Annotated in this window: 16 protein-coding genes and 1 tRNA gene; 10 read left to right on the forward strand and 7 right to left on the reverse strand. The window is 70.9% G+C overall.

What is annotated here, in order from left to right; translation table 11 throughout:
- Positions 1-25: 25 nt before the first annotated feature.
- The 3 genes from ACZ6NZ_RS16390 (at position 26) to ACZ6NZ_RS16400 (ending at position 2,149) form a co-directional block, all read left to right on the forward strand.
- Positions 26-919: a metallophosphoesterase gene (locus tag ACZ6NZ_RS16390; RefSeq protein ID WP_465858817.1), complete on the forward strand. Its 894-nt coding sequence runs from the start codon at positions 26-28 to the stop codon at positions 917-919.
- Between the two features lie 223 nt (positions 920-1,142).
- Positions 1,143-1,219, forward strand: a tRNA-Pro gene (locus ACZ6NZ_RS16395).
- A 585-nt stretch (positions 1,220-1,804) separates the two neighbouring features.
- Positions 1,805-2,149, forward strand: a complete 345-nt coding sequence (locus tag ACZ6NZ_RS16400; RefSeq protein WP_465858818.1) for a hypothetical protein — start codon at positions 1,805-1,807, stop codon at positions 2,147-2,149.
- Between the two features lie 251 nt (positions 2,150-2,400).
- On the opposite strand, the gene ACZ6NZ_RS16405 is transcribed toward ACZ6NZ_RS16400, so the two are convergent.
- Entirely contained in the window at positions 2,401-2,874 is a 474-nt protein-coding gene (locus ACZ6NZ_RS16405) for a hypothetical protein (RefSeq protein ID WP_465858819.1), read from the reverse strand.
- 151 nt (positions 2,875-3,025) lie between these two features.
- Between ACZ6NZ_RS16405 and ACZ6NZ_RS16410 the strand changes: the two genes are divergently transcribed.
- The gene (locus ACZ6NZ_RS16410; protein WP_465858820.1) at positions 3,026-4,315 is read left to right on the forward strand and encodes an MFS transporter; all 1,290 of its coding nucleotides are present in this window, start codon (positions 3,026-3,028) and stop codon (positions 4,313-4,315) included.
- 421 nt (positions 4,316-4,736) lie between these two features.
- On the opposite strand, the gene ACZ6NZ_RS16415 is transcribed toward ACZ6NZ_RS16410, so the two are convergent.
- Positions 4,737-6,443, reverse strand: a complete 1,707-nt coding sequence (locus tag ACZ6NZ_RS16415) for a bifunctional metallophosphatase/5'-nucleotidase (protein ID WP_465858821.1) — start codon at positions 6,441-6,443, stop codon at positions 4,737-4,739.
- A 280-nt stretch (positions 6,444-6,723) separates the two neighbouring features.
- Here ACZ6NZ_RS16415 and ACZ6NZ_RS16420 point away from each other — a divergent pair, with 280 nt between their 5' ends.
- Positions 6,724-7,521, forward strand: coding sequence for an alpha/beta fold hydrolase (locus ACZ6NZ_RS16420; RefSeq protein ID WP_465858822.1), 798 nt, complete (start codon positions 6,724-6,726; stop codon positions 7,519-7,521).
- 33 nt (positions 7,522-7,554) lie between these two features.
- Here the strand turns inward: ACZ6NZ_RS16420 and ACZ6NZ_RS16425 are convergent, their stop codons facing one another.
- Together ACZ6NZ_RS16425 and ACZ6NZ_RS16430 are read right to left on the reverse strand one after the other, a co-directional pair.
- Positions 7,555-8,205 carry a histone deacetylase gene (locus tag ACZ6NZ_RS16425; RefSeq protein ID WP_465858823.1) on the reverse strand — a complete coding sequence of 217 codons (651 nt, stop codon included), beginning with the start codon at positions 8,203-8,205 and terminating at the stop codon, positions 7,555-7,557.
- 11 nt (positions 8,206-8,216) lie between these two features.
- Positions 8,217-8,996, reverse strand: a complete 780-nt coding sequence (locus ACZ6NZ_RS16430) for a phosphodiesterase (RefSeq protein WP_465858824.1) — start codon at positions 8,994-8,996, stop codon at positions 8,217-8,219.
- Between the two features lie 196 nt (positions 8,997-9,192).
- On the opposite strand from ACZ6NZ_RS16430, the gene ACZ6NZ_RS16435 reads away from it, so the two are divergent.
- Positions 9,193-10,602, forward strand: a complete 1,410-nt coding sequence (locus ACZ6NZ_RS16435) for a GGDEF domain-containing protein (protein WP_465858825.1) — start codon at positions 9,193-9,195, stop codon at positions 10,600-10,602.
- 809 nt (positions 10,603-11,411) lie between these two features.
- On the opposite strand, the gene ACZ6NZ_RS16440 is transcribed toward ACZ6NZ_RS16435, so the two are convergent.
- Together ACZ6NZ_RS16440 and ACZ6NZ_RS16445 are read right to left on the reverse strand one after the other, a co-directional pair.
- Entirely contained in the window at positions 11,412-12,473 is a 1,062-nt protein-coding gene (locus ACZ6NZ_RS16440) for an aspartate-semialdehyde dehydrogenase (RefSeq protein WP_366612310.1), read from the reverse strand.
- Between the two features lie 5 nt (positions 12,474-12,478).
- Positions 12,479-13,744, reverse strand: a complete 1,266-nt coding sequence (locus tag ACZ6NZ_RS16445; RefSeq protein WP_366612311.1) for an aspartate kinase — start codon at positions 13,742-13,744, stop codon at positions 12,479-12,481.
- 259 nt (positions 13,745-14,003) lie between these two features.
- Here ACZ6NZ_RS16445 and ACZ6NZ_RS16450 point away from each other — a divergent pair, with 259 nt between their 5' ends.
- A complete protein-coding gene (locus tag ACZ6NZ_RS16450; protein ID WP_465858826.1) occupies positions 14,004-14,828 on the forward strand; it encodes a hypothetical protein in 825 nt (274 codons plus the stop codon).
- Positions 14,829-14,912: 84 nt separating this feature from the next.
- The gene (locus ACZ6NZ_RS16455; protein WP_366612313.1) at positions 14,913-15,443 is read left to right on the forward strand and encodes a nitroreductase family protein; all 531 of its coding nucleotides are present in this window, start codon (positions 14,913-14,915) and stop codon (positions 15,441-15,443) included.
- Between the two features lie 12 nt (positions 15,444-15,455).
- Here ACZ6NZ_RS16455 and ACZ6NZ_RS16460 read toward each other — a convergent pair whose 3' ends face one another.
- Positions 15,456-16,442, reverse strand: a complete 987-nt coding sequence (locus ACZ6NZ_RS16460) for an ArsR/SmtB family transcription factor (protein WP_465858827.1) — start codon at positions 16,440-16,442, stop codon at positions 15,456-15,458.
- A gap of 77 nt (positions 16,443-16,519) precedes the next feature.
- On the opposite strand from ACZ6NZ_RS16460, the gene ACZ6NZ_RS16465 reads away from it, so the two are divergent.
- Positions 16,520-17,791, forward strand: coding sequence for an MFS transporter (locus tag ACZ6NZ_RS16465; RefSeq protein WP_465858828.1), 1,272 nt, complete (start codon positions 16,520-16,522; stop codon positions 17,789-17,791).
- Positions 17,792-18,027: 236 nt separating this feature from the next.
- Entirely contained in the window at positions 18,028-19,779 is a 1,752-nt protein-coding gene (gene leuA, locus ACZ6NZ_RS16470; protein WP_366612318.1) for a 2-isopropylmalate synthase, read from the forward strand.
- The last annotated feature ends 8 nt before the right edge of the window (positions 19,780-19,787 follow it).

The raw sequence follows: 19,787 nt of genomic DNA on the forward strand, positions 1-19,787 counted from the left end.
GGACGGTCAAACTACCCTGAACGCCATGCGAAAGCGCACACTATTCCGGCTCGCCGCCGGAACCGCCACGATCGGCGCGGCCACCCTCGCGTACGCGTCGCTCGTCGAGCGCAACATGTTCACCCTGCGGCGGTACGACGTGCCGGTGCTCCCGGCCGACGCGGAGCCGCTGCGCGTGCTGCACCTGTCCGACCTGCACATGATGCCCGACCAGGCGCGCAAGCAGCGCTGGGTGGCATCGCTGGCCGCCCTCGACCCCGACCTGGTGGTGGTCACCGGCGACAACATGGCCAACCCTGGCGCGGTGCCCGGGGTGCTGCGGGCCCTGCAACCACTGCTGGACTACCCGGGCGCGTTCGTGTTCGGCTCCAACGACTACACCGGGCCGGTGCTGAAGAACCCGTTCACCTACTTCCTGCCCGACCGGGAGTACACCGAGGGCGTCGAGCTGCCGTACGAGGAGTTGCGTCAGGTCTTCACCGGCGCCGGCTGGGCGGACCTCAACAACGCCCGGACCACGCTGAAGGCCGGCGGTCGACAGCTCGACCTGGTCGGCGTCGACGACCCGCACATCGACCGGGACGACTACCCCTCCGTCGCCGGCGCGGTGTCGTCCTCGGCGGACCTCTCCATCGCGGTGACGCACTCACCCGAGCCGCGGGTGCTCGACCAGATGGCGGCGGACGGCTTCGGGCTGCTGCTGGCCGGGCACACCCACGGTGGTCAGGTCTGCGTACCGGGCTACGGGGCGCTCGTGACCAACTGCGGCCTGCCCCGCTCCATGGCGCGCGGCCTGCACCGGTGGCCGGGCTCGGACTCCTGGCTGCACGTCTCCGCCGGTCTCGGCACCCACCCGACCGCCCCGATCCGCTTCGCCTGCCCCCCGGAGGCCAGCATCCTCACCCTCATCCCCCGCTGACCGCTGCACTGCCGGCCGCTTCGCCGCTTCGCCGCTTCCCCCGGTTGCCCGCTTCGCCGCTTCATGATTCGCGCACCATCAGGGATGTTGCTGCCTCGGCGCGTGGTGAGGCAGCAACATCGGGGAAGTTGTGCGGATCTTGGCCTCTGCGGGCAGGCTCGAAGCGGCAGGGGTACCGAGTTTGACCATCGGGGCGGGTGGGCTACTATTTGTCGGCACGCCTCGGGGTGTGGCGCAGCTTGGTAGCGCGCTTCGTTCGGGACGAAGAGGTCGTCGGTTCGAATCCGGCCACCCCGACCAGGTAAGAGGGCACATCCGATCCATGGATGTGCCCTCTCGTGCTTCCCGGGTGACCAACTGAGTGACTAGGACCCCTGGCGGGGTTGCACCGACAGCGAACGGCCCCCTGCGGTAACAGAGGGCCGTCCTGTCCGAGGTGCGCGCCTCACTCTCATGGCTCACATCTCGCTCCCGTCAACGAGACGGGACCTACTCTCGTGAGTAGCGCGTAGCAACTTACTCGTGAGTAACCACGGATTGAGTAAAGTAGAGATCTGCGCCCCTCGATATGCAAAGGGTATTTGCGCAGCTCAGAAGCCTTCCGACTCATTAGGTAGCGAGTCCCATCGACGGGACCCGTGGAACCGCGCATGAGGCCGATATCCGGCTCTACGCCCTTGCCTACTCAATCGACGTGACAACCTCTCAAACACCGTGACGCCTCCCTACTGTCGATCGTTTCCCGAGAAGAACGCCCCACGTCGCGCGTCCTGCTGGCGGTAACCGGCAGACGCTCACACGCGATGTGGAGCGACATGTCCGAGGTCACACGTGGGACGCCATGCCCGAGGTAAGTCGTTAGCAATCACTCTCAAGGAGACACGCGTGTCCAACAGCACCGCCAGAAGTAACCGCGACCTCAACGCCAGCCAGGACCGCTCGGCCGGGGTGCCTCAGCCACGGATTTCACAGGATCCGATCGGTGGTGAACACCGAATAGCGCTCGACGGGCACCGCTACCTCTTGACCGAACGCCACTTGTTGATCCTCGTGATCGCCTTCGTGGTCGGACTCCTGGCCGGTGTGGCCGCCGGGGTTAGCGTCGCCGTGCAGTCACAGGCGGCACTGGGCACCGGACCTTGCGTCTTGCTCGGCATCGCCAGTGGTCTTGTAACTATGACCATGGCCAGCTTGGCCGTAGCGAAAACCCTCCACAAGCTCCTGCGGTAGGACACGAGTGTGAGGTGTCCTGCCCTTGGGGCAGGGCAGGACACCCCTCCTACGTTCTGCCGGACCCTGAGAAGATCCGGTCCACGGCCCTTGCGCGAGGCTGGCCTGCTCGTGGTGACACCGGCAGCCGCCACCACGAGCGCGTCCTGCGCGACGGGCTGGAGGTGGCCAGGAGCGCCGTCAGCGGCTCCGGGACGGCCATGCAGGTGCCTGCCCCACCGCGGGCCTTGTCGTGGAGGCGCTCGGTGCGCTCAGTCCTGCCGTTCGGTGCGCTCGATCTCCGCGAACGCGGCGGCCAGGTAGTCGTCCAACGGCACGCTGGTCCCCGCCAACAGGTCGGCCACCAGCAGTGGGGCGTGTCGGGCCAGCGTCGACGCGTCCGGCGGTGACTCGTCGCTGTCGGGGTCGTACACGCCCAACGCGCCGGCCAGCAGGACGAGCACCACGTGCGGGTCGACTTCCGTTCGCCACCGCGTCGACTCCTGCACGCAGCGGGTCAACACCTGGCGGATGTCGTCGCCGGTCAACCCGTCCGGATGGCTCTCCTCCAGCAGCAACCGGACCACGGCGCCGAGCACCAGGCCGGAACGCTCGTCCGCGGCGAGACCGCCGACCGCCTCGTCGTACCTCTCACCGTCGCGTGCCTGGGCGGCGGCGACGGCCGTCGTCGCGGTCAACGCGATGGCGCGGGCGGTAGCGGGCAGATGTCGCCAGGGGCCGGTCATCGCGCCAGCATCGCAGACCCGACGGACACCGAACGACCGCGATCGCGGCGAGTGGATCAACGTGGGGTTGGTCACCGACCAGTCCCGGTGACCGCGAGTCGTGGCCAAAACGGTTCGCGCGGCGTCGGACCCACCGAAGAGAATGCCGGTCATGTTGCGTCGTGCCCTGCCCCACCGTTCGGAAGCTCGCCGGATCCTCCTCGGCACACTGCTGTCGGCGATCGGGCGGGGCCTGACCCTGCCGTTCCTTTTCATCTACCTGACCGACGTACGCGGGCTCACCGACACCCGCGCCGGGCTCGTCATCGGCTGGTACGGCGTGGTGACCCTGGCCCTGTCGCCGCTGGGCGGGACGCTGATCGACCGGGTCGGCGCCCGCTGGGTGGTGGTGCCCTGCCTGTTGATCGAGGCGATCGGCACCGGCTCGTTGGCGCTGGTCCACTCGACCGGCTCGGCCCTGCTGGTGATGACGGTGATCGCCATCGGCAGCTCGGCCATCTGGTCCGGGCAGAACACCATCCTCGCGTCGCTGACCGACGACGATGAACGGCAACGAGTCTTCGGGTTGAACTTCGCCCTGCTCAACCTCGGTATCGGCATCGGTGGCATGACCTCCGGCGCGATCGTCGACACCGCCCGGCCCGGCACCTTCCAGTCGATCTACCTGCTGGACGCGGTGACCTACCTGATGCCGGCGCTGATCCTGCTCACCCTGCCCGGGGTGGGCCACCGACTCGGCAAGCGTCGAGGCGTCGACGAACCGTCGCCCGGCGGCTACCTGACGGTGCTCCGCGACCACCCGTTCCGACGGCTGGTGATCTTCGGGCTGATCCTCACCACCTGCGGCTACGCGCAGGTGGAGGTGGGCTTCGCCGCGTACGCGGTGCGAGTGGCGGAGGTGAACCCCCGGGTCGTGGCCTGGGCGCTCGCGGCCAACACGGTGATGATCGTGCTCGCGCAACTGCTGGTCATCCGTCGGATCGAGGGGCGCAGCCGCACCCGGGCGTTGGCTGTGGTGGGTGCGGTGTTCGCCGCCGCCTGGTTGGTCCTCGGCGTGGCCGGCCTGGTCAGTGCCGAGAACGCCGTGCTGGCCGCCGTGTGCGTGGTGCTCTGCTCGGCGATCTTCGGCTTCGGCGAGACGATGCTGTCCCCGGTGATGCCCGCACTGACCAACGCGCTGGCCACCGACGAGCTACGTGGCCGGTACAACGCGATGAGTTCAATGATCTTCGGAATCAGCGGTGTGATCGGCCCAGTGACCGCCGGCCCACTCATCGGCGCCGCCAACGGCATGGTCTGGGTGGCGACGGTGGTCGGCGGCTGCCTGGTCGCCTCGCTGGTCGCGCTCTCCCTGCGTCGCCTGCTCACCAGGGAGCAGGACGGTCTCGCGAGGCCCACCCCGACATCCCCCATCCCCACCCCCACGCCCGCCTCCGCCTGACCCCCCTCTGCCCGCCCCGCCCTCACCAAGCACGCCGCTCCGCCCCGCCGTGCACCGCACCTTGCACCAAGATCCGCACAACTTCCCCGAAGTTGGTGCCTCGGGCGCGCGGGAGACAGCAACATCGGAGAAGTTGCGCGGATCTACCTGATTGAGCCCGCTAATGATCTTGTCGCGGACCAAGACCGCACTCGATCCTGGATGTAGTGGTATCCCGCCGGACCGATGCCACTACATCCATGTTCGAGGGCGATCTTGCCCAAAGGGGCGTGCCCGGGCAGCGCGGCGCGGGTGGGCAGCGCGACGCGAGCAGCGCGACGCGAGCACGATAAAGGGCAAGCACAAGCGCGGCCGGCGAGGGCTGGGACGGGTCGGGCCCCGGAGCATCAGCTCCGGGGCCCGATGTCGCGGAAGTCGTCCGTCAGGCGGCGGGGTCCTCGGCGGTGGTGCGGATCCGGTCCAGCGTCGGTGCGGAGACCGGCGACTGGGCGGTCAGGTAGTCGACGAAGGCGTCCAGGTCGATCTGACCGGTGACCAGGTTCGTGCCGCCGGTGAGGGCGCTGAAGCCGTCGCCTCCGCCGGCCAGGAAGTTGTTCACCGTCACCCGGTAGGTGGCGGCGGTGTCGACGGTGGTGCCGCCGAGGGTGAGGCTGCCCCGGACCACGCGGGTGCCGGCGCACGGGTCGGCGACCGTACCGGTGGTGCCGTTCGGGTCGACCACGTAGCTGACGGTGGCCGACGGGTACAGGGTCCGACCGACGACGAACTGCTGCTCCAGTACGCAGTAGAGCTGCGCGCCGGTGAGGTCCAGTGTCACCAGGTTGTTGGCGAACGGCTGCACCGTGAACGCCTCCTCGTAGGTGACCGGGCCGGCGTCGAGGTCGGCTCGGACCCCGCCCGGGTTCATGAAGGCGGCGACGGCGTTCTGTTCGTCGTCGGTGGCGGCGAGCTGCGCGTCGGCGATCAGGTTGCCCAGTGGCGATTCGCCCAGACTCGTACCGAAGAGGGTTTCCTGGCTGCGGGTGATCGCCGCGTTGGTCACGCCGACCTGGCGTCCGGCGACCGGGCCGAGCACTGTCTTGTAGCGGTTGATCAGCGCGGTCTGCCTCGGGTCCTTGGCGACGTCGCGGGTGACCACGACGTTGTTCGCGGCGGCGGAGATCACGTCCCCGCTCCGGCGGTCGATCTTCAGGTCGATGTCGGTGACCAGGCGACCGAACGAGCTGGCGCTGGTGACCAGCTTGCCGTTGATGTCGCAGTTGTACGCCTGGTGGGTGTGCCCGCTGACCACCACGTCGATCGACGGGTCCATCCGGTTGGTGATGTCCACGATGGGGCCGGTCATGCCGACGCAGTCGTTGATCCCGCCGGTCGCGGCCTGGGTGCCACCCTCGTGCAGCAGGACCACGATCGCCTGTACGCCCTTGCGGCGCAGCTCGCGGGCGTACCGGTTGGCGGTGTCCGCTTCGTCGGCGAAGCTGAGGCCGGCGACGCCCTGCTGGCTGACGATCTGCGGGGTGCCTTCCAGGGTCATGCCGATGAAGCCGACCTTGACGCCCTGCACCTTGTGGATCGCGTACGGGGCCATCAGCGGCTTGCCGGTGGCGGTCTTGAAGGCGTTCGCGGACAGGTACTGGAATCCGGCTCCCCGGTAGGGGGTGCCGTCGATGCAGCCGTCCACCGGGTGGCAGCCGCCGTTCTGGATCCGCAGGAGTTCGGCGGCGCCCTCGTCGAACTCGTGGTTGCCGACGCTGGCGTAGTCCAGCCCGGCCATGCTCAGCGCCTCGATGGTCGGCTCGTCGTGGAACGCGGCCGAGAGCAGCGGGGACGCACCGATCAGGTCGCCGGCGGCGACGGTGATGGTGTTCTTCTTCTTGGCTGCGGCGCGCAGCTCGGCAAGGTGGGTGGCCAGGAACTCGACACCACCAGCGGTCTGTCCGGCGATGGTGCCGCTGGACCCGCTCGGCGGTTCGAGGTTGCCGTGGAAGTCGTTGAGGGCCAGCAGGGTGACGTCGACCGGCTTCGGCCGCGCGTCGGCTTGCTCAGGGCTGGTGGCGACCGCGCCGAAAGCGGCCACCGCGAGCGCGATCAGGCCGACAGCGGCCCGACGCATCCCGGGTATGAACATGGATCTCCTCGTGAGAATCGGCGCGTACGGTGCCTGGCCTCTGGGTCGACCGGGGCCGCCGACGGACGCCGTCGAAAGGGTCGCGGATGGCGGTGGTTGAGCGTGACCCCCGCCCCGACAGCCTCTCATCCGGACGCCCAGTGGTCGACCCGGGCAGCGCATCGGAGCAGCGCGTACGCCGAGGCCGTTATCGATCATCGTTTAACGCGGTCTGCCGGACAACGTCGGAGCCAGGGTCTAGAAAGGACGGGGCAGCCTACGAGGAATGGGGGACGGCATCGTGAGCGGAACGACACCCGTGGCGGAGCAGGTGCGATCGGTCGACGGCACGCCCATCGCGTTCGAGCGGTCCGGCGCCGGGCCGGCGGTCGTCCTCGTCGGAGGCGCGTTCAGCGATCGCGGCGCGACCCGCGACCTGGGTGCCGCGCTGGCGCCGGATTTCACCGTCTTCAGCTATGACCGTCGCGGTCGGGGCTACAGCGGTGACACCGCGCCGTACGAGGTCGGCCGCGAGATCGACGACCTGGCCGCCCTGATCGCGGCGGCGGGTGGTTCCGCCGCCGTCCACGGCATCTCCTCCGGGGCCGTCCTGGCCGCCCTCGCGACCGCACAGGGCCTACCGGTGACCGGGTTGGTCATGTTCGAGCCACCGTTCCGGGTCGGTCCGCACGTGGGCGTCGGCAAGGACGTCACACCGCAGCTCATCGAGCTGATCGCCGCCGACGACCGGGACCGCGCGGTGGAGACCTTCCTCAGCGTCTCGGTGGGGCTACCGGCGGAGCAGATCAGCGGGATGCGCTCGCAACCGATGTGGGGTGGGTTGACGGCGCTCGCGCACACCCTGGTGTACGACGGGATCGTCACCGCCGGCGGGCGATTCCCCGCCGACCGGCTGGGGAGCATCACCGCGCCGACCCTCGCAGTGGACAGCACCGGCAGTCCACAGTGGTTGCGGGACGCCAGTCGGGCGGCGGCCGAGGCGGTGCCGGGCGGCCGGTCCGTGAGCCTCGACGGCGGCTACCACGACGTGCCCCCGGCAACGCTGGCTCCCGCGCTGCGCGAGTTCCTGCTGGGCTGACCGCGCCAGCGGCCGGAGGTGCGAGCCGGCGGGTCAGCCGTCGGCCAGCGCCCCGTCGACCAGGGCGGTGACGGCGTCCGCTGACCAGGCGCCCGCCACACCCGGCCGGGCGGCCAGGTAGGTGGCGATCCGCTCGGCGGGCCAGCCGTGCGACTCGCGCAGCCCTCGGCTGATCATGGCGAGGTAGATCGGCGCGGGAGGGCGGCACGGCACGGCCGACGCTCCCTCGGGGGCGGTGAAGGTGAGCATCGGAACACCGCCGCGGCTGCCCGGGCAGATCATCGTCTCGTACCGACCCGGGCCGAGCGTGGCCCGTCCGTTGGCGACGGCGTCGTCGACGGCCGCGCCGGTCGCCGCGATCAGCTCGGTCGTGTCGCCCGGGGGGCGATACATCTCCTGGGCAGCGATGTCGGTGAACTGCTCCAGGGTCACCAGGTAGGCGCGGGCCGCGGCCTCACCCGGCAGGTGCGGGTCGTAGAAGGCCATGCCGCCGGTCCAGGCGCCCGACTCGCCGGCGAAGTAGATGCCGCCGGGCAGCGACACGGGCGTCGACCGGCTGGGTGGACGCCGGTCACGGCAGCCCGGGTACGTCCGCTTTCCGCCGGGTGGGCAGCCGCCACCGATGTACCAGGCCAGCCGGGCGGCGTGCATGTTCGAGCCGTACGAGACGTACCAGACCAGCACGACGCAGCCCTTCAGAAGCCGCAGGTCTGCCCGGTGGAGTGGCTGACCTGCACCGTGTGGGTCACGCAGCCGCCAGCCTCGACCGAGTGCAGCAGGAAGGCGGTGGGCTCGTGGACCCAACCGATCTGCTCGTCGGCGCTCATGGTGAGCGTGCTCTGCTTCCAGGTGCTGGGGGCCACGGTGAGGACCGTGCCCGCGTACGCCGTGGTGACCGGGCGGTGCAGGTGGCCGGCGGCGACCCGGACGACGTGCCGGTGCCGGCCGACGACCTCGGCGAGGGCGTCACCGTCCGCGAGCCGGATGGCGTCGGCCGCCGGGATGCCGACCGCGACCGGTGGGTGGTGCAGGAAGAGCACGGCGGGCACCTCGGGCCGCCCGGCCAGCACCCCGTCGAGCCAGCTGAGCTGCTCCTCGCCGAGTTGGCCGCCGTCACTGCCGGGAACGAGCGAGTCGAGCACCACGAGGGACACCACTTCGTGGTCGACGTGGTAGTAGGCCGAGTAGCCGCCCCCGAGCCACGGCGTGCCCCCGAACGCGTCGAGCAGCGACTCCCGGTCGTCATGGTTACCCGTGGCCAGGTGCACCGGCAGCGGGAATGCGCCGATAACCTCGCGCAGCGCCGCGTACTCCTCGGGTTTGCCGTGGTCGGCCAGGTCTCCGGTGATCACCACGCACTCCGGTCGGGGCCGCAACGCCAGCACCCGGCCGAGCGCCCGGTGCAACCCGGCGGCGGGTTCCGCGGCGAGCAGGCCGGTGGTCAGGTGCGGGTCACTGAGCTGGGCGATGAGCACGGGCTCGCCTCCTCGGCACCGGGGTGCTTCAGGCTATCGCCGGGCGCGGCCTCCCGGGGGGCAGGCGTCCACAGGCCGTGTCCACAGCCTGTGGATAGCACATGTGTACGAAGGTCGCTGTCCCGCCACCGTGAGTACGCTTGATCGAGCGGTTCGGCGTCAGCCGGACCCCTCCCCTACCTGGAACGACGTGCGAGTGGATCATCAGCGAGTCATCCGTGACGTCACCGTCCGCCTGCCGATGGCGTCGAGCGCGCCGGAGGCGTGTCGGTGGACGGTCACCGCGCTGTCCCGCCACACCCCGGCGACAATCTCCGTACTCCTGGCGGCCCACGACCGTCTGCGCTGCGTCGCGGCGACCGGGGCCTGGCAGGTTTTCGCCACCGTTCCGGCGCGGACCGGCATCGTCGGCCGGGTGTACGCGACCGGCACCCCCGCCGTCGTCCCGGACGTCACAGTCGACCCGGACTACCTGCCGGTCCGCCCGGATGTGACCGCTGAGCTGTGCGTACCGGTGCTGGACCCGACGGGCCGGGCGATCGGCGTACTCGACCTGCAGTGGAGCGAGCCGACCGACCTGGAGCCGTGGCGGGAGACCGCGCAACGGCTGGCCGACGGGCTCGGCGCGCGGATCGCCGCCCTCGGCGGCCCACCGGTGGAGAGCCGCAGCGAGAAGCTGCTCCGGCACGCGTCCGCCCTCTCCTCCGCGCCGACCGAGGCAGAGGTGATGGGGGCTGCGGCCCGTGCCGCCCGGGAGGTCTCCACGCTCTCCACCGCACTGCTGTTGATCGGCGGCCAGCTCGGCCCGTCCCCGGCGACGCCGAGCGACCTGGAGACCCGGATCCGCGCCGAGTTGGCCGCGGCGGGTCCGGCCGCGCTGGACCGGATGGTCGAGCGGGCACACCGGTACGGCGCCGGGTACACGCTGGGCGAGGCCGGGCATCCCCCGACCGAGGACTACCGCCCGCTGACCCGGGCAGGGGTACGCACACTGGTCGCCGTGCCGGTCGGGTCCACGGACGCCGGTGGGGTGCTGCTGGTCGCCGACGAACGCGCGTTGCGCCCGGACCCGACCACGGTCAGCCTGATGGAGTTACTGGCCGGGCAGGCCTGGACGAGCGTGGACCGGCTGCGCACGCTGTCCCGGTTGCGGGAGCAGGCCAGCTCCGACCCGCTGACCGGGTTGCGGCACACCGGCCCGTTCGGGCAGCGGATCGCGGCGGCCACCCCCGGGCGTACGGCCCTGCTGGCGATCGACGTGGACGGCTTCAAGACCGTGAACGACACGTACGGCCACCAGGCCGGCGACCAGGTGCTGGTCGGATTGGCTCGCGCGCTGGAGGGGGCGCTGCGGCACGGCGACGAGTTGTACCGGATCGGCGGCGACGAGTTCGTCGCCGTGATCGAGGTGAGCCGCCCGGAGGAGGCGGTCCGGATCGCCGAACGGCTCACCGAGGCGGCCCGCCGCATCGGCCGCACGATCAGCGTGGGCGTCGCACTACCCCGTCCCGGCGAAACCCCCGACCGCACCTTGAAACGAGCCGACCAGGCCCTCTACGCGGTGAAACGCCAAGGCCGAGACGGCGTCCTCCTCTCCGCCGCCTAACCCCCACCCGAACATCCACGCACCACGCGCCCACGCGATCTTGCGCCACGCCCCACGCCCCACGCGATCTTGCGCCACGCGCCACGCCCCACGCCCCACGCCCCACGCGATCTTGCGCCACGCCCCACGCCCCACGCGCCGCGCGCCGCGCGCCGCGCGCCAAGCGATCTTGTGCCACGCGATCTTGTGCCACGCGATCTTGTGCCCACGCACCACGACCTCGCACCACGCGCGCCACGCGCCAGGCCTTACGCACCACGTATCAGGCGCCACACGCCACGCGCCAGCGGCCCACACCCCGGCGATCTTGCAGTTTCGGTTGCCGTTTCGCCGCTCTAATCCTTTATGTCGCAACAGAAACTGCAAGATCGCCGCAGCGGAGAGCCCTTGAGGCCAGAGATTCGCGTCGATCATGCACTTGGGGTGGGCGCTTTAGCCCCGGAAGGGGTGAACGCCCCCCACCACAAGTCCATGATCGACGGGATCAGGGGCAGGACCGCGGCAGGGGCACGGGCACGGCAGGGAGCCAGGAGCACGGCAGGGAGCCAGGAGCAGGGCAGGACGACGGCAGGGGCAGGGCAGGGAGCCCGGGGCAGGGCAGGGAGCCCGGCAGGAAGCCAGGGGCCAGGGCAGACCCAGGCAAGGGCAGGGGCAGCGAGCCAGGGCCGGGGCAGGACCGCGGCAGGGCAGGGGCAGCGAGCTAGGGGCGGGGCAGGACCGCGGAAGGGCAGGGGCAGCGGGCCAGGGCCCGGGCGGGACCGCGGCGGCAGGGAGATCAGGGGCGGCGCAGGAGGCCAGCGGAGAACGGGTTAGGGGGTGCGGAGTTCTTTGGCCAGGAGTTCGGCGATCTGGGCCGTATTGAGGGCCGCGCCCTTGCGGAGGTTGTCGCCGGTGACGAAGAAGTCGAGGGCGCGGGGGTCGTCCAGGGCGCGGCGGATCCGGCCGACCCAGGACGGGTCGGTGCCGACGGCGTCGATCGGCATCGGGAACTCGCCGGCCGCCGGGTCGTCGACCAGGATCACCCCGGGTGCGTTGCGCAGTGCCTCGCGGGCGCCCTCGGCGTCGACTTCGGTGGCGAAGACCGCGTGCACCGCTACCGAGTGGGCGGTGACCACCGGCACCCGTACGCAGGTGGCGGAGACCTTGAGGTCGGGGAGACCGAGAATCTTCCGTGACTCGTTGCGGATTTTCATCTCTTCCGACGACCAGCCGCTGTCCGCCGGGGAGCCGGCCCACGGGACCACGTTGAGCGCCATGGGTGCCGGGAACGGGCCCAGGTCGTCGCCGACCGCCTGGCGTACGTCGCCGGTGCGCGAGCCGAGCGCCCGATCGCCGGCGACCTTGCTGAGCTGGTCGTGCAGGATGTCGACGCCGGACTTGCCGGCCCCGGAGACCGCCTGGTAGGAGGCGAGCACCAGCTCGCGCAGGCCGTACTCGCGGTGCAGCGGCGCGACGGCGACGATCATCGCGAGGGTGGTGCAGTTGGCGTTGGCGATGATGCCCCGGGGCCGGTTGCGGACCTGCTCGGGGTTGATCTCCGGAACGACCAGCGGGACGTCGCGGTCCATCCGGAACGCGCCGGAGTTGTCGACAGCGATCGCGCCCCTGGAGACGGCGATCGGCGCCCACTCGGCGGAGACCTCGTCGGGCACGTCGAACATGGCCACCTGGACCCCGTCGAACGCCTCGGGGGTCAGCGCCTGGACGACGAGTTCCTCGCCCCGGCAGCGCACCCGGCGGCCGACCGAGCGCTCGGAGGCGAGCAGTCGGATCTCGCCCCACACGTTGCGTCGCCCGGTGAGCAGCTCACACATCACCGTGCCGACGGCACCTGTCGCTCCGACCACGGCGAGGGTGGGCAGCGCCGTCATCGGCGCTACCTACCCGTCCCTGCGTAGACCACGGCTTCGGTGTCGCCGCCCAGCTCGAACGCGTCGTGGATGGCGCGGACGGCGGCGTCGAGGTCGGTGTCCCGGCAGACCACGGAGACCCGGATCTCGGAGGTGGAGATCATCTCGATGTTGACCCCGGCCGCGCCGAGGGCGGCGAAGAAGCCGGCCGCGACCCCGGGGTGCGAGCGCATGCCCGCGCCGATCAGCGAGACCTTGCCGACGTGGTCGTCGTAGAGCAGGCCCTTGAACTTGACCGGCTCCTGGATCTTGCTGAGCGCGGCCATCGCGGTGGGGCCGTCGGCCTTGGGCAGGGTGAACGAGATGTCCGTCCGGCCGGTGCCCTCGGTGGAGACGTTCTGCACGATCATGTCGAGGTTGATCTCGGCACCGGCAACGGTGTCGAAGATCCGCGCGGCGGCGCCCGGCTCGTCGGGCACCCCGACGATGGTGATCTTGGCCTCGCTGCGGTCGTGCGCGACCCCGGTGATCAGTGCCTGCTCCACGGAAAGGTCCTCCATCGATCCGGTGACCATCGTGCCGGTGTTGGTCGAGTATGACGAACGGACGTGGATCGGCAACCCCGCCCGCCGGGCGTACTCCACGCTACGCAGGTGCAGCACCTTCGCGCCGCACGCGGCCAGCTCCAGCATCTCCTCGTAGGTGATCTGCTGGATGTGGCGGGCATTGGGCACGATCCGCGGGTCGGCGGTGAAGATGCCGTCCACGTCGGTGTAGATCTCGCAGACATCGGCGTGCAGGGCGGCGGCGAGCGCCACGGCGGTGGTGTCCGAACCACCGCGGCCCAGCGTGGTGACGTCCTTGGTGTCCTGCGAGACGCCCTGGAAGCCGGCCACGATGACCACCGAGCCCTCGTCGAGCGCTCCCTTGAGCCGCCCGGGGGTGACGTCGATGATCCGGGCGCGGCCGTGCACCGAGGTGGTGATGACGCCGGCCTGCGAACCGGTGAACGAGCGGGCTTCGTACCCCAGGTTGTGGATGGCCATGGCCAGTAGGGCCATGGAGATCCGCTCCCCGGCGGTGAGCAGCATGTCCAGCTCGCGGCCCGGCGGCAGCGGGCTGACCTGGTTGGCCAGGTCGAGCAGCTCGTCGGTGGTGTCACCCATCGCGGAGACCACCACCACCACGTCGTCGCCGGCCTTGCGGGCGGCGACGATGCGCTCGGCCACCCGCTTGATCCGCTCGGCGTTGGCGACGGAGGACCCGCCGTACTTCTGCACCACGAGTGCCACGACGGTGCACTCCCTCCCAGCGACCCTGAGCGTGCCGACGCCGCCGGAACCGGGGCCGGCGGCGCGTGTCAGACCTCATGAGGGTATCCGGCGGATAACGAAGCCGGGTCAGGTGATCCCACCATCCGGCCCGGCCGGGACCGGCCGGGGTGGTCCCACCAGGTCGGACGGGTACACCGGGACGCCCTCCCCGACACGCCGGGACGGGCCAGGTACGCGCCGGCACCCGCCGACCGTCCGCACCCACCAGAATGGGCCGGTGCCCGTCCTCATCCGCTCGGCCGGCCGCGTGATCGGGCCGCTCGTCCTCGCCCTGCCAGCCCTCCTGGTCGCCTGCACCAGCGAGCAGCCTCCGATCCCGCCGCCAGCCGACCCGGAGCCGGTCGAGGTGGAGGCCGCACGGGACGAGCTGGCCGCGCTGGCCGCGGCGGCTCAGGACCGTCACCTGGTGGCCCAGTACGTCTACAGCCAGCCGGGTCAATCGGATCGCACCATCGTCTTCACCAGCGCGAACGACGGCAGCTGGCGGGTGGACGTGCCGGGGGGCGCCCTGGGCGGCACCGCCGACGTCTCGATGGCCAGCACGGCCGACGGGCTGTTCCAGTGCGCCCTGCCGTCGGCCGGTCGGACCGAATCGGCGAGTTGCGTACGCCTGGGTGATCGCGACGATGCGGTTCCCCGCCGGTCGGACCCTCGGGTGCAGCACCTGCTCACCGACTGGTTGGACGTGCTCACCGACCGGCGCGCGCCCCTGGCCGTCGCCCCGGCCAAAATCCCCGACGGCCTCACCGGCACCTGCTACTCGGTGGATTCCACCTCGGCGTCGCTGAACGCCCCGCTGGATGTGGGCATCTACTGCTACGACCAGGACGGCACGCCCACCGGCGCCCAGACCTCGGCCGGGACGTTGAGGCTGGCCGCCGCACCCGGCCCGGCACCGGCCACCGTGCAGCTGGCCGGCCCGGTGGTGATCGACCGGGAGCCGCTCGACACCGCCGCGCCGCCGACCCCGGACCCGTCTGCGACTCCGGACCCGTCGGAGAGCCCGGACCCGTCGGAGAGTTCGGGCGCGGGAACGCCCTGATCTTCGTCCCGTTACGGGTGCTCTTGCCCACATTCAGTCACCCCGTCCTGAGGGGCGAATCACCCATACAGGACGATTCGGTGTATGGCCGATCTCACCCCGCTGCTCGCCTATCGCTGGAGTCCACGAGCCTTCGACCCGGGCGCCGAGCTGACCCCGGAGGAGTCCGCCTCGCTGCTTGAGGCCGCGCGCTGGGCCCCGTCGGCGGAGAACGGGCAGCCCTGGCGGTTCGCCCTCGGCCACCGCGACGACGAGACCTGGAAACGGATCCTGATCAGCCTCCCGGTCGACGACCAGATCTGGATCCGGCACGCCGCGACCCTGGTGGTCGGCGCCCACACCGGCCTGGACGCCGAGCAGGCCGCGTACGACCTGGGGCAGGCGATCGCCCACCTGACAGTGCAGGCCACAGCGCTCGGCCTGCACGTACACCAACTCACCCGGTTCGACCGGGTCGGCCTCGCCACCGAACTCGACCTGCCCGGCGGCGTCCGCCCGTTGGTGGTCGCCGCCGTCGGACGACTCGGCAACCCGTTCGACCTCCCGGCCGAGCTGCACGCCCGGGAGACCGGCCTGCGGCGTCGCCGCCCGGTCGCCGAGCTGCTGCTGCGGTGATCGGCACCGGGCTCACCCGCCGCGGCTGGCCCGGAGGAGAACCGCCGCGACATCGGTGTTGCGATAGCGCACGTGCCGGCCATCACGGGACCGGGACACCAGGCCGGCGCCGTGCAGGGCGGCCAGGTGCTGGGAGACGTTTCCGGCGGACATCCCGGTGAGCCGGGCCAGGTCGGTGGTGGTCAGCGCCGTCTCGAGCAGGTTCAGCAGCGTGGTCCGGCCCGGCCCGATCACCCGCGCCAGTGGGTCGCCCGGTGGCGACGCGCTCGTCTCCCAGAGCGTCCCGACGGCACGGACCGGGTACGCGCCGGCCGGCAGCGAATCCTCGAGCAGGTTCCACAGCACGTGCTGCTCGGTGAACACCGTCGGGTTCAGCGCCAGCCCACGACCGCGCAGGTCGAAGTCCCGCTCGAACGTGTCGTCGCTGATCACCCGATCGCCGTGCCAGCGCAGGCTCGGGTGGAGCTGCTCGAAGAACCGGCCCGCGCCGCTCTCGGCGAGCTGGGCGGCCCGATACGCCACGTCGGCGTCGAGCAGCGCCCGCATCCGCGGCCAGTCCGGGGCGATCGCCTCGTCGTGCCAGACCCGCACCGCGTCGACGACCTGCGGCAGCAGCCCGCCGGGGTCGGCCAGCAGCGCCTGCCCGAACGGGCTCAGCGGTTTCTGCCAGGTGGTCGCCAGCAGGTCCTGGACCACCACGGCCGGCGGCGTCTTGGCGATCTGGTCGAGCTGCTCGGCCAGCTCCACGTTCGGTCGGGCCGCAGGGGTGAGGAAGTCGGGCAGCCAGCGACCCGGCACGACCAACCCCACCAGGGGCCGGACCCGGTCGGCCACCTCGGGACGGCGCAACGTCACCCGGGCCCGGTCGATCCAGGGCAGGTGCACCGCGTAGCGGACCGGGTTGGCCAGCGCCCACATGCTCATGACCGTCTCGTTGGCCGGTGACACGGCGAGCCGCACTCCCGCCACGTCGGCCAGGCTGAACCGCAACTCGGACACACGCCCCCCAGGAGCAGGATTCGGTCCAGCCTAAAAGATTCGACCGAGGTCGTGGGGACCCGATTCACTCCCCGACCATGGGGGCCAGAGAAACCATCCGCACCGCCGTTCGAGACGTCGTACCGCCGGCCGGGCTGACCCGCGCCCTGGCCGTGCAGGCCATGGTCTACGCCGTCGGCAGCGGCCTGTTCCACGCCGGCAGCGCCGTCTTCTTCACCCGGGCGCTCGGGCTGAGCGCCGCCCAGGTGGGGTTGGGGCTCTCCGTCGCGGCGGGGGTGACGCTGCTGGGCACCGTGTCGCTGGGCGGGCTCACCGACCGGTACGGACCGCAGCGGGTCTGGGTGGTGGGGTCGGTGCTGAACGCGGCGCTGTTCGCGACGTACCCCTTCGTGGGTGGCTTCGCGGGGTTCCTCGCCGTGGTGGTGGCGCTGGCCGCCGTGGACGCCGCTGTCGGCGTGGCCCGGCAGGTCTACTCGATCAACGCGCTCCCGCCGGCCGAACGGGTCACGGCGATGGCGTACCAGCGCTCGTCGTTGAACGTCGGCTTCGGGCTCGGCGCGGTGATCAGCGGCCTGGTGCTGGCGGTGGACACGATCGAGGCGTACCGCGCGATGGTCTGGTTCATCTCGACGGTCTTCTTCGTGACGGCTCTCTTCGTGCGCCGACTGCCCCGGCTGCCGCAGGTGGCCAGGCCGGCGGAGCCGGTGGGTCGGCTCGCCGTGCTCCGGGACCGGCCGTTCATGGCGGTGTCCCTGCTGTCCGGGCTGCTCACCGCGCACGGGGTGCTCTACCTGACGGTGCTGCCGCTGTGGATCCTCACCCACACCGACGCCCCGAAGACGGTGATCGCCGCTCTGGTCCTGCTCAACACGGTCCTGATCGTGCTGCTCCAGGTGCGGGTCAGCCGGGGCGCGGACACCGCGGCGGGCGCGGCCCGGGCCTCCCGTCGGGGTGGACTGCTGATCGCCCTGTTCTGCCTGGTCCTGCCGATCTCCGGGTTCACCCGGGGCTGGCTCACCATCGTGGTGCTGGTGGCCGCCGCGTTGCTGCTGATCCTGGCCGAGCTGATCGAGTCGGCGGGCACCTGGGGGCTCACCGCCACCCTGCCGCCGCCCGACCAGCGCGGCGCGTACGTGGGAGCGCTCGAACTCGGCGTGCAGGTGCAGTACCTGATCGCGCCGGCCGGGCTGACCGCGCTCGGGGTGACCATTGGCGGGTGGGGTTGGTTACCGACGGCAGCGATCTTCGTGCTGGTCGCAGTAGCGATCGTGCCCGCCGTGGCCTGGACCGAACGAACGCCGAGGCTGGGTTCCCAGGCCCCGGAGCCGACGATGACATCGATCCCATAGTCCGGACCAGCCTTTGCACCCTTCGACCCATCACGTAGGGTGACCTGGTCATGTGGCAGGCGCTGCTCCTCCTTAGCCGCCGCGACGAGGCCTGACGGCCGGCACCTCGTCGCGGAGTCGCATCGCGCCGTCCAGCACATCCGATCTTCTTCTCGGCACCGCCGCGCACCGTCGCCCGGCATCTCGCCGACACCTTCCGATCTGCTGACGCCACATGTTCCAGGGAGCACTCTGAGATGGCTCAACCTGTCACCGACGCTGAAACCGATCCGATCGCCCGGCAACGCCCGAGCCGGATGCCGTACCACCGCTACCAGCCGTACGGGGAGCAGTTCCGGGTCGAACTTCCGGACCGCACCTGGCCCACCCGCACGGTCGAGGCCGCCCCCCGCTGGTGCGCCGTGGATCTCCGCGACGGCAACCAGGCACTGATCGACCCGATGTCGCCCGAGCGCAAGCGCCGGATGTTCCAGCTGCTGGTCCAGATGGGCTACAAGGAGATCGAGGTCGGTTTCCCGTCGGCCAGCCAGACCGACTTCGACTTCGTCCGGCAGCTCATCGAAGACGACATGATCCCGGACGACGTCACCATCCAGGTGCTCACGCAGTGCCGGGAGCACCTGATCGACCGGACGTTCGAGTCGCTGCGCGGCGCGAAGCGGGCCATCGTGCACTTCTACAACTCGACCTCCACCCTGCAGCGGCGGGTGGTCTTCGGCCTGGACAAGGACGGCATCGCCGACATCGCCACCACCGGGGCGCGGCTCTGCCAGAAGTACGCCGAGATCCACACCCCGGACACGGAGATCTTCTACGAGTACTCGCCGGAGTCGTACACGGGCACCGAGCTGGAGTACGCGCTGGAGGTCTGCTCCCGGGTGATCGACGTGATCGACCCGACCCCGGACCGGCCGCTGATCATCAACCTGCCGGCCACCGTCGAGATGGCCACCCCCAACGTGTACGCCGACTCGATCGAGTGGATGCACCGGCACCTGCCGCGCCGGGACAGCGTGGTGTTGAGCCTGCACCCGCACAACGACCGGGGTACCGGTGTGGCCGCCGCCGAGCTGGGCCTGCTGGCCGGCGCGGACCGCATCGAGGGCTGCCTGTTCGGCAACGGTGAGCGCACCGGCAACGTCGACCTGGTGACCCTGGGGCTCAACATCTTCTCGCAGGGCATCGACCCGATGATCGACTTCTCGAACATCGACGAGATCCGGCGCGCGGTCGAATACTGCAACCAACTGCCGGTGCACGAGCGCCACCCGTACGCGGGCGACCTGGTCTACACCGCCTTCTCCGGTTCCCACCAGGACGCGATCAAGAAGGGCTTCGACGCCCTCGCCGCCGACGCGAAAGCGGCCGGGGTGCCGGTGGACGAGCACACCTGGGCGGTGCCGTACCTGCCGATCGACCCGAAGGACCTGGGCCGCACCTACGAGGCGGTCATCCGGGTCAACTCGCAGTCCGGCAAGGGCGGCGTCGCGTACATCATGAAGAGCGAGCACCAACTGGACCTGCCGCGCCGGCTGCAGATCGAGTTTTCCGGGGTGGTGCAGCAGGTCACCGACCACGACGGCGGCGAGGTCGACCCGGCTGCCATGTGGGAGATCTTCGCGACGCACTACCTGCTCGACCACCAGCCCGACCCGGCGGTCCGGCTGGCCGGCTACACGATCGGCACGGTGGACGGCAAGGTCGAGATCGAGGCCCAGGTCGGCGTGGGCGGCGAGCAGCGGTCGCTCGCCGCGGTCGGCAACGGCCCGATCGACGCGTACGTCAACGCGCTCCAGTCGGTCGGGGTGGGCGTACGGGTGCTCGACTACCACGAGCACGCGCTCTCCTCCGGTGGGGACGCGCAGGCCGCCGCGTACGTGGAGTGTGAGGTGGACGGCCGGACGGTCTGGGGTGTCGGCACCGACGCCAACATCGTCACCGCGTCGATCAAGGCGGTCACCAGCGCCGTCAACCGCGCCCGCCGCTGACCTGGGCG

Source organism: Micromonospora sp. NPDC047756 (genome assembly GCF_055587245.1).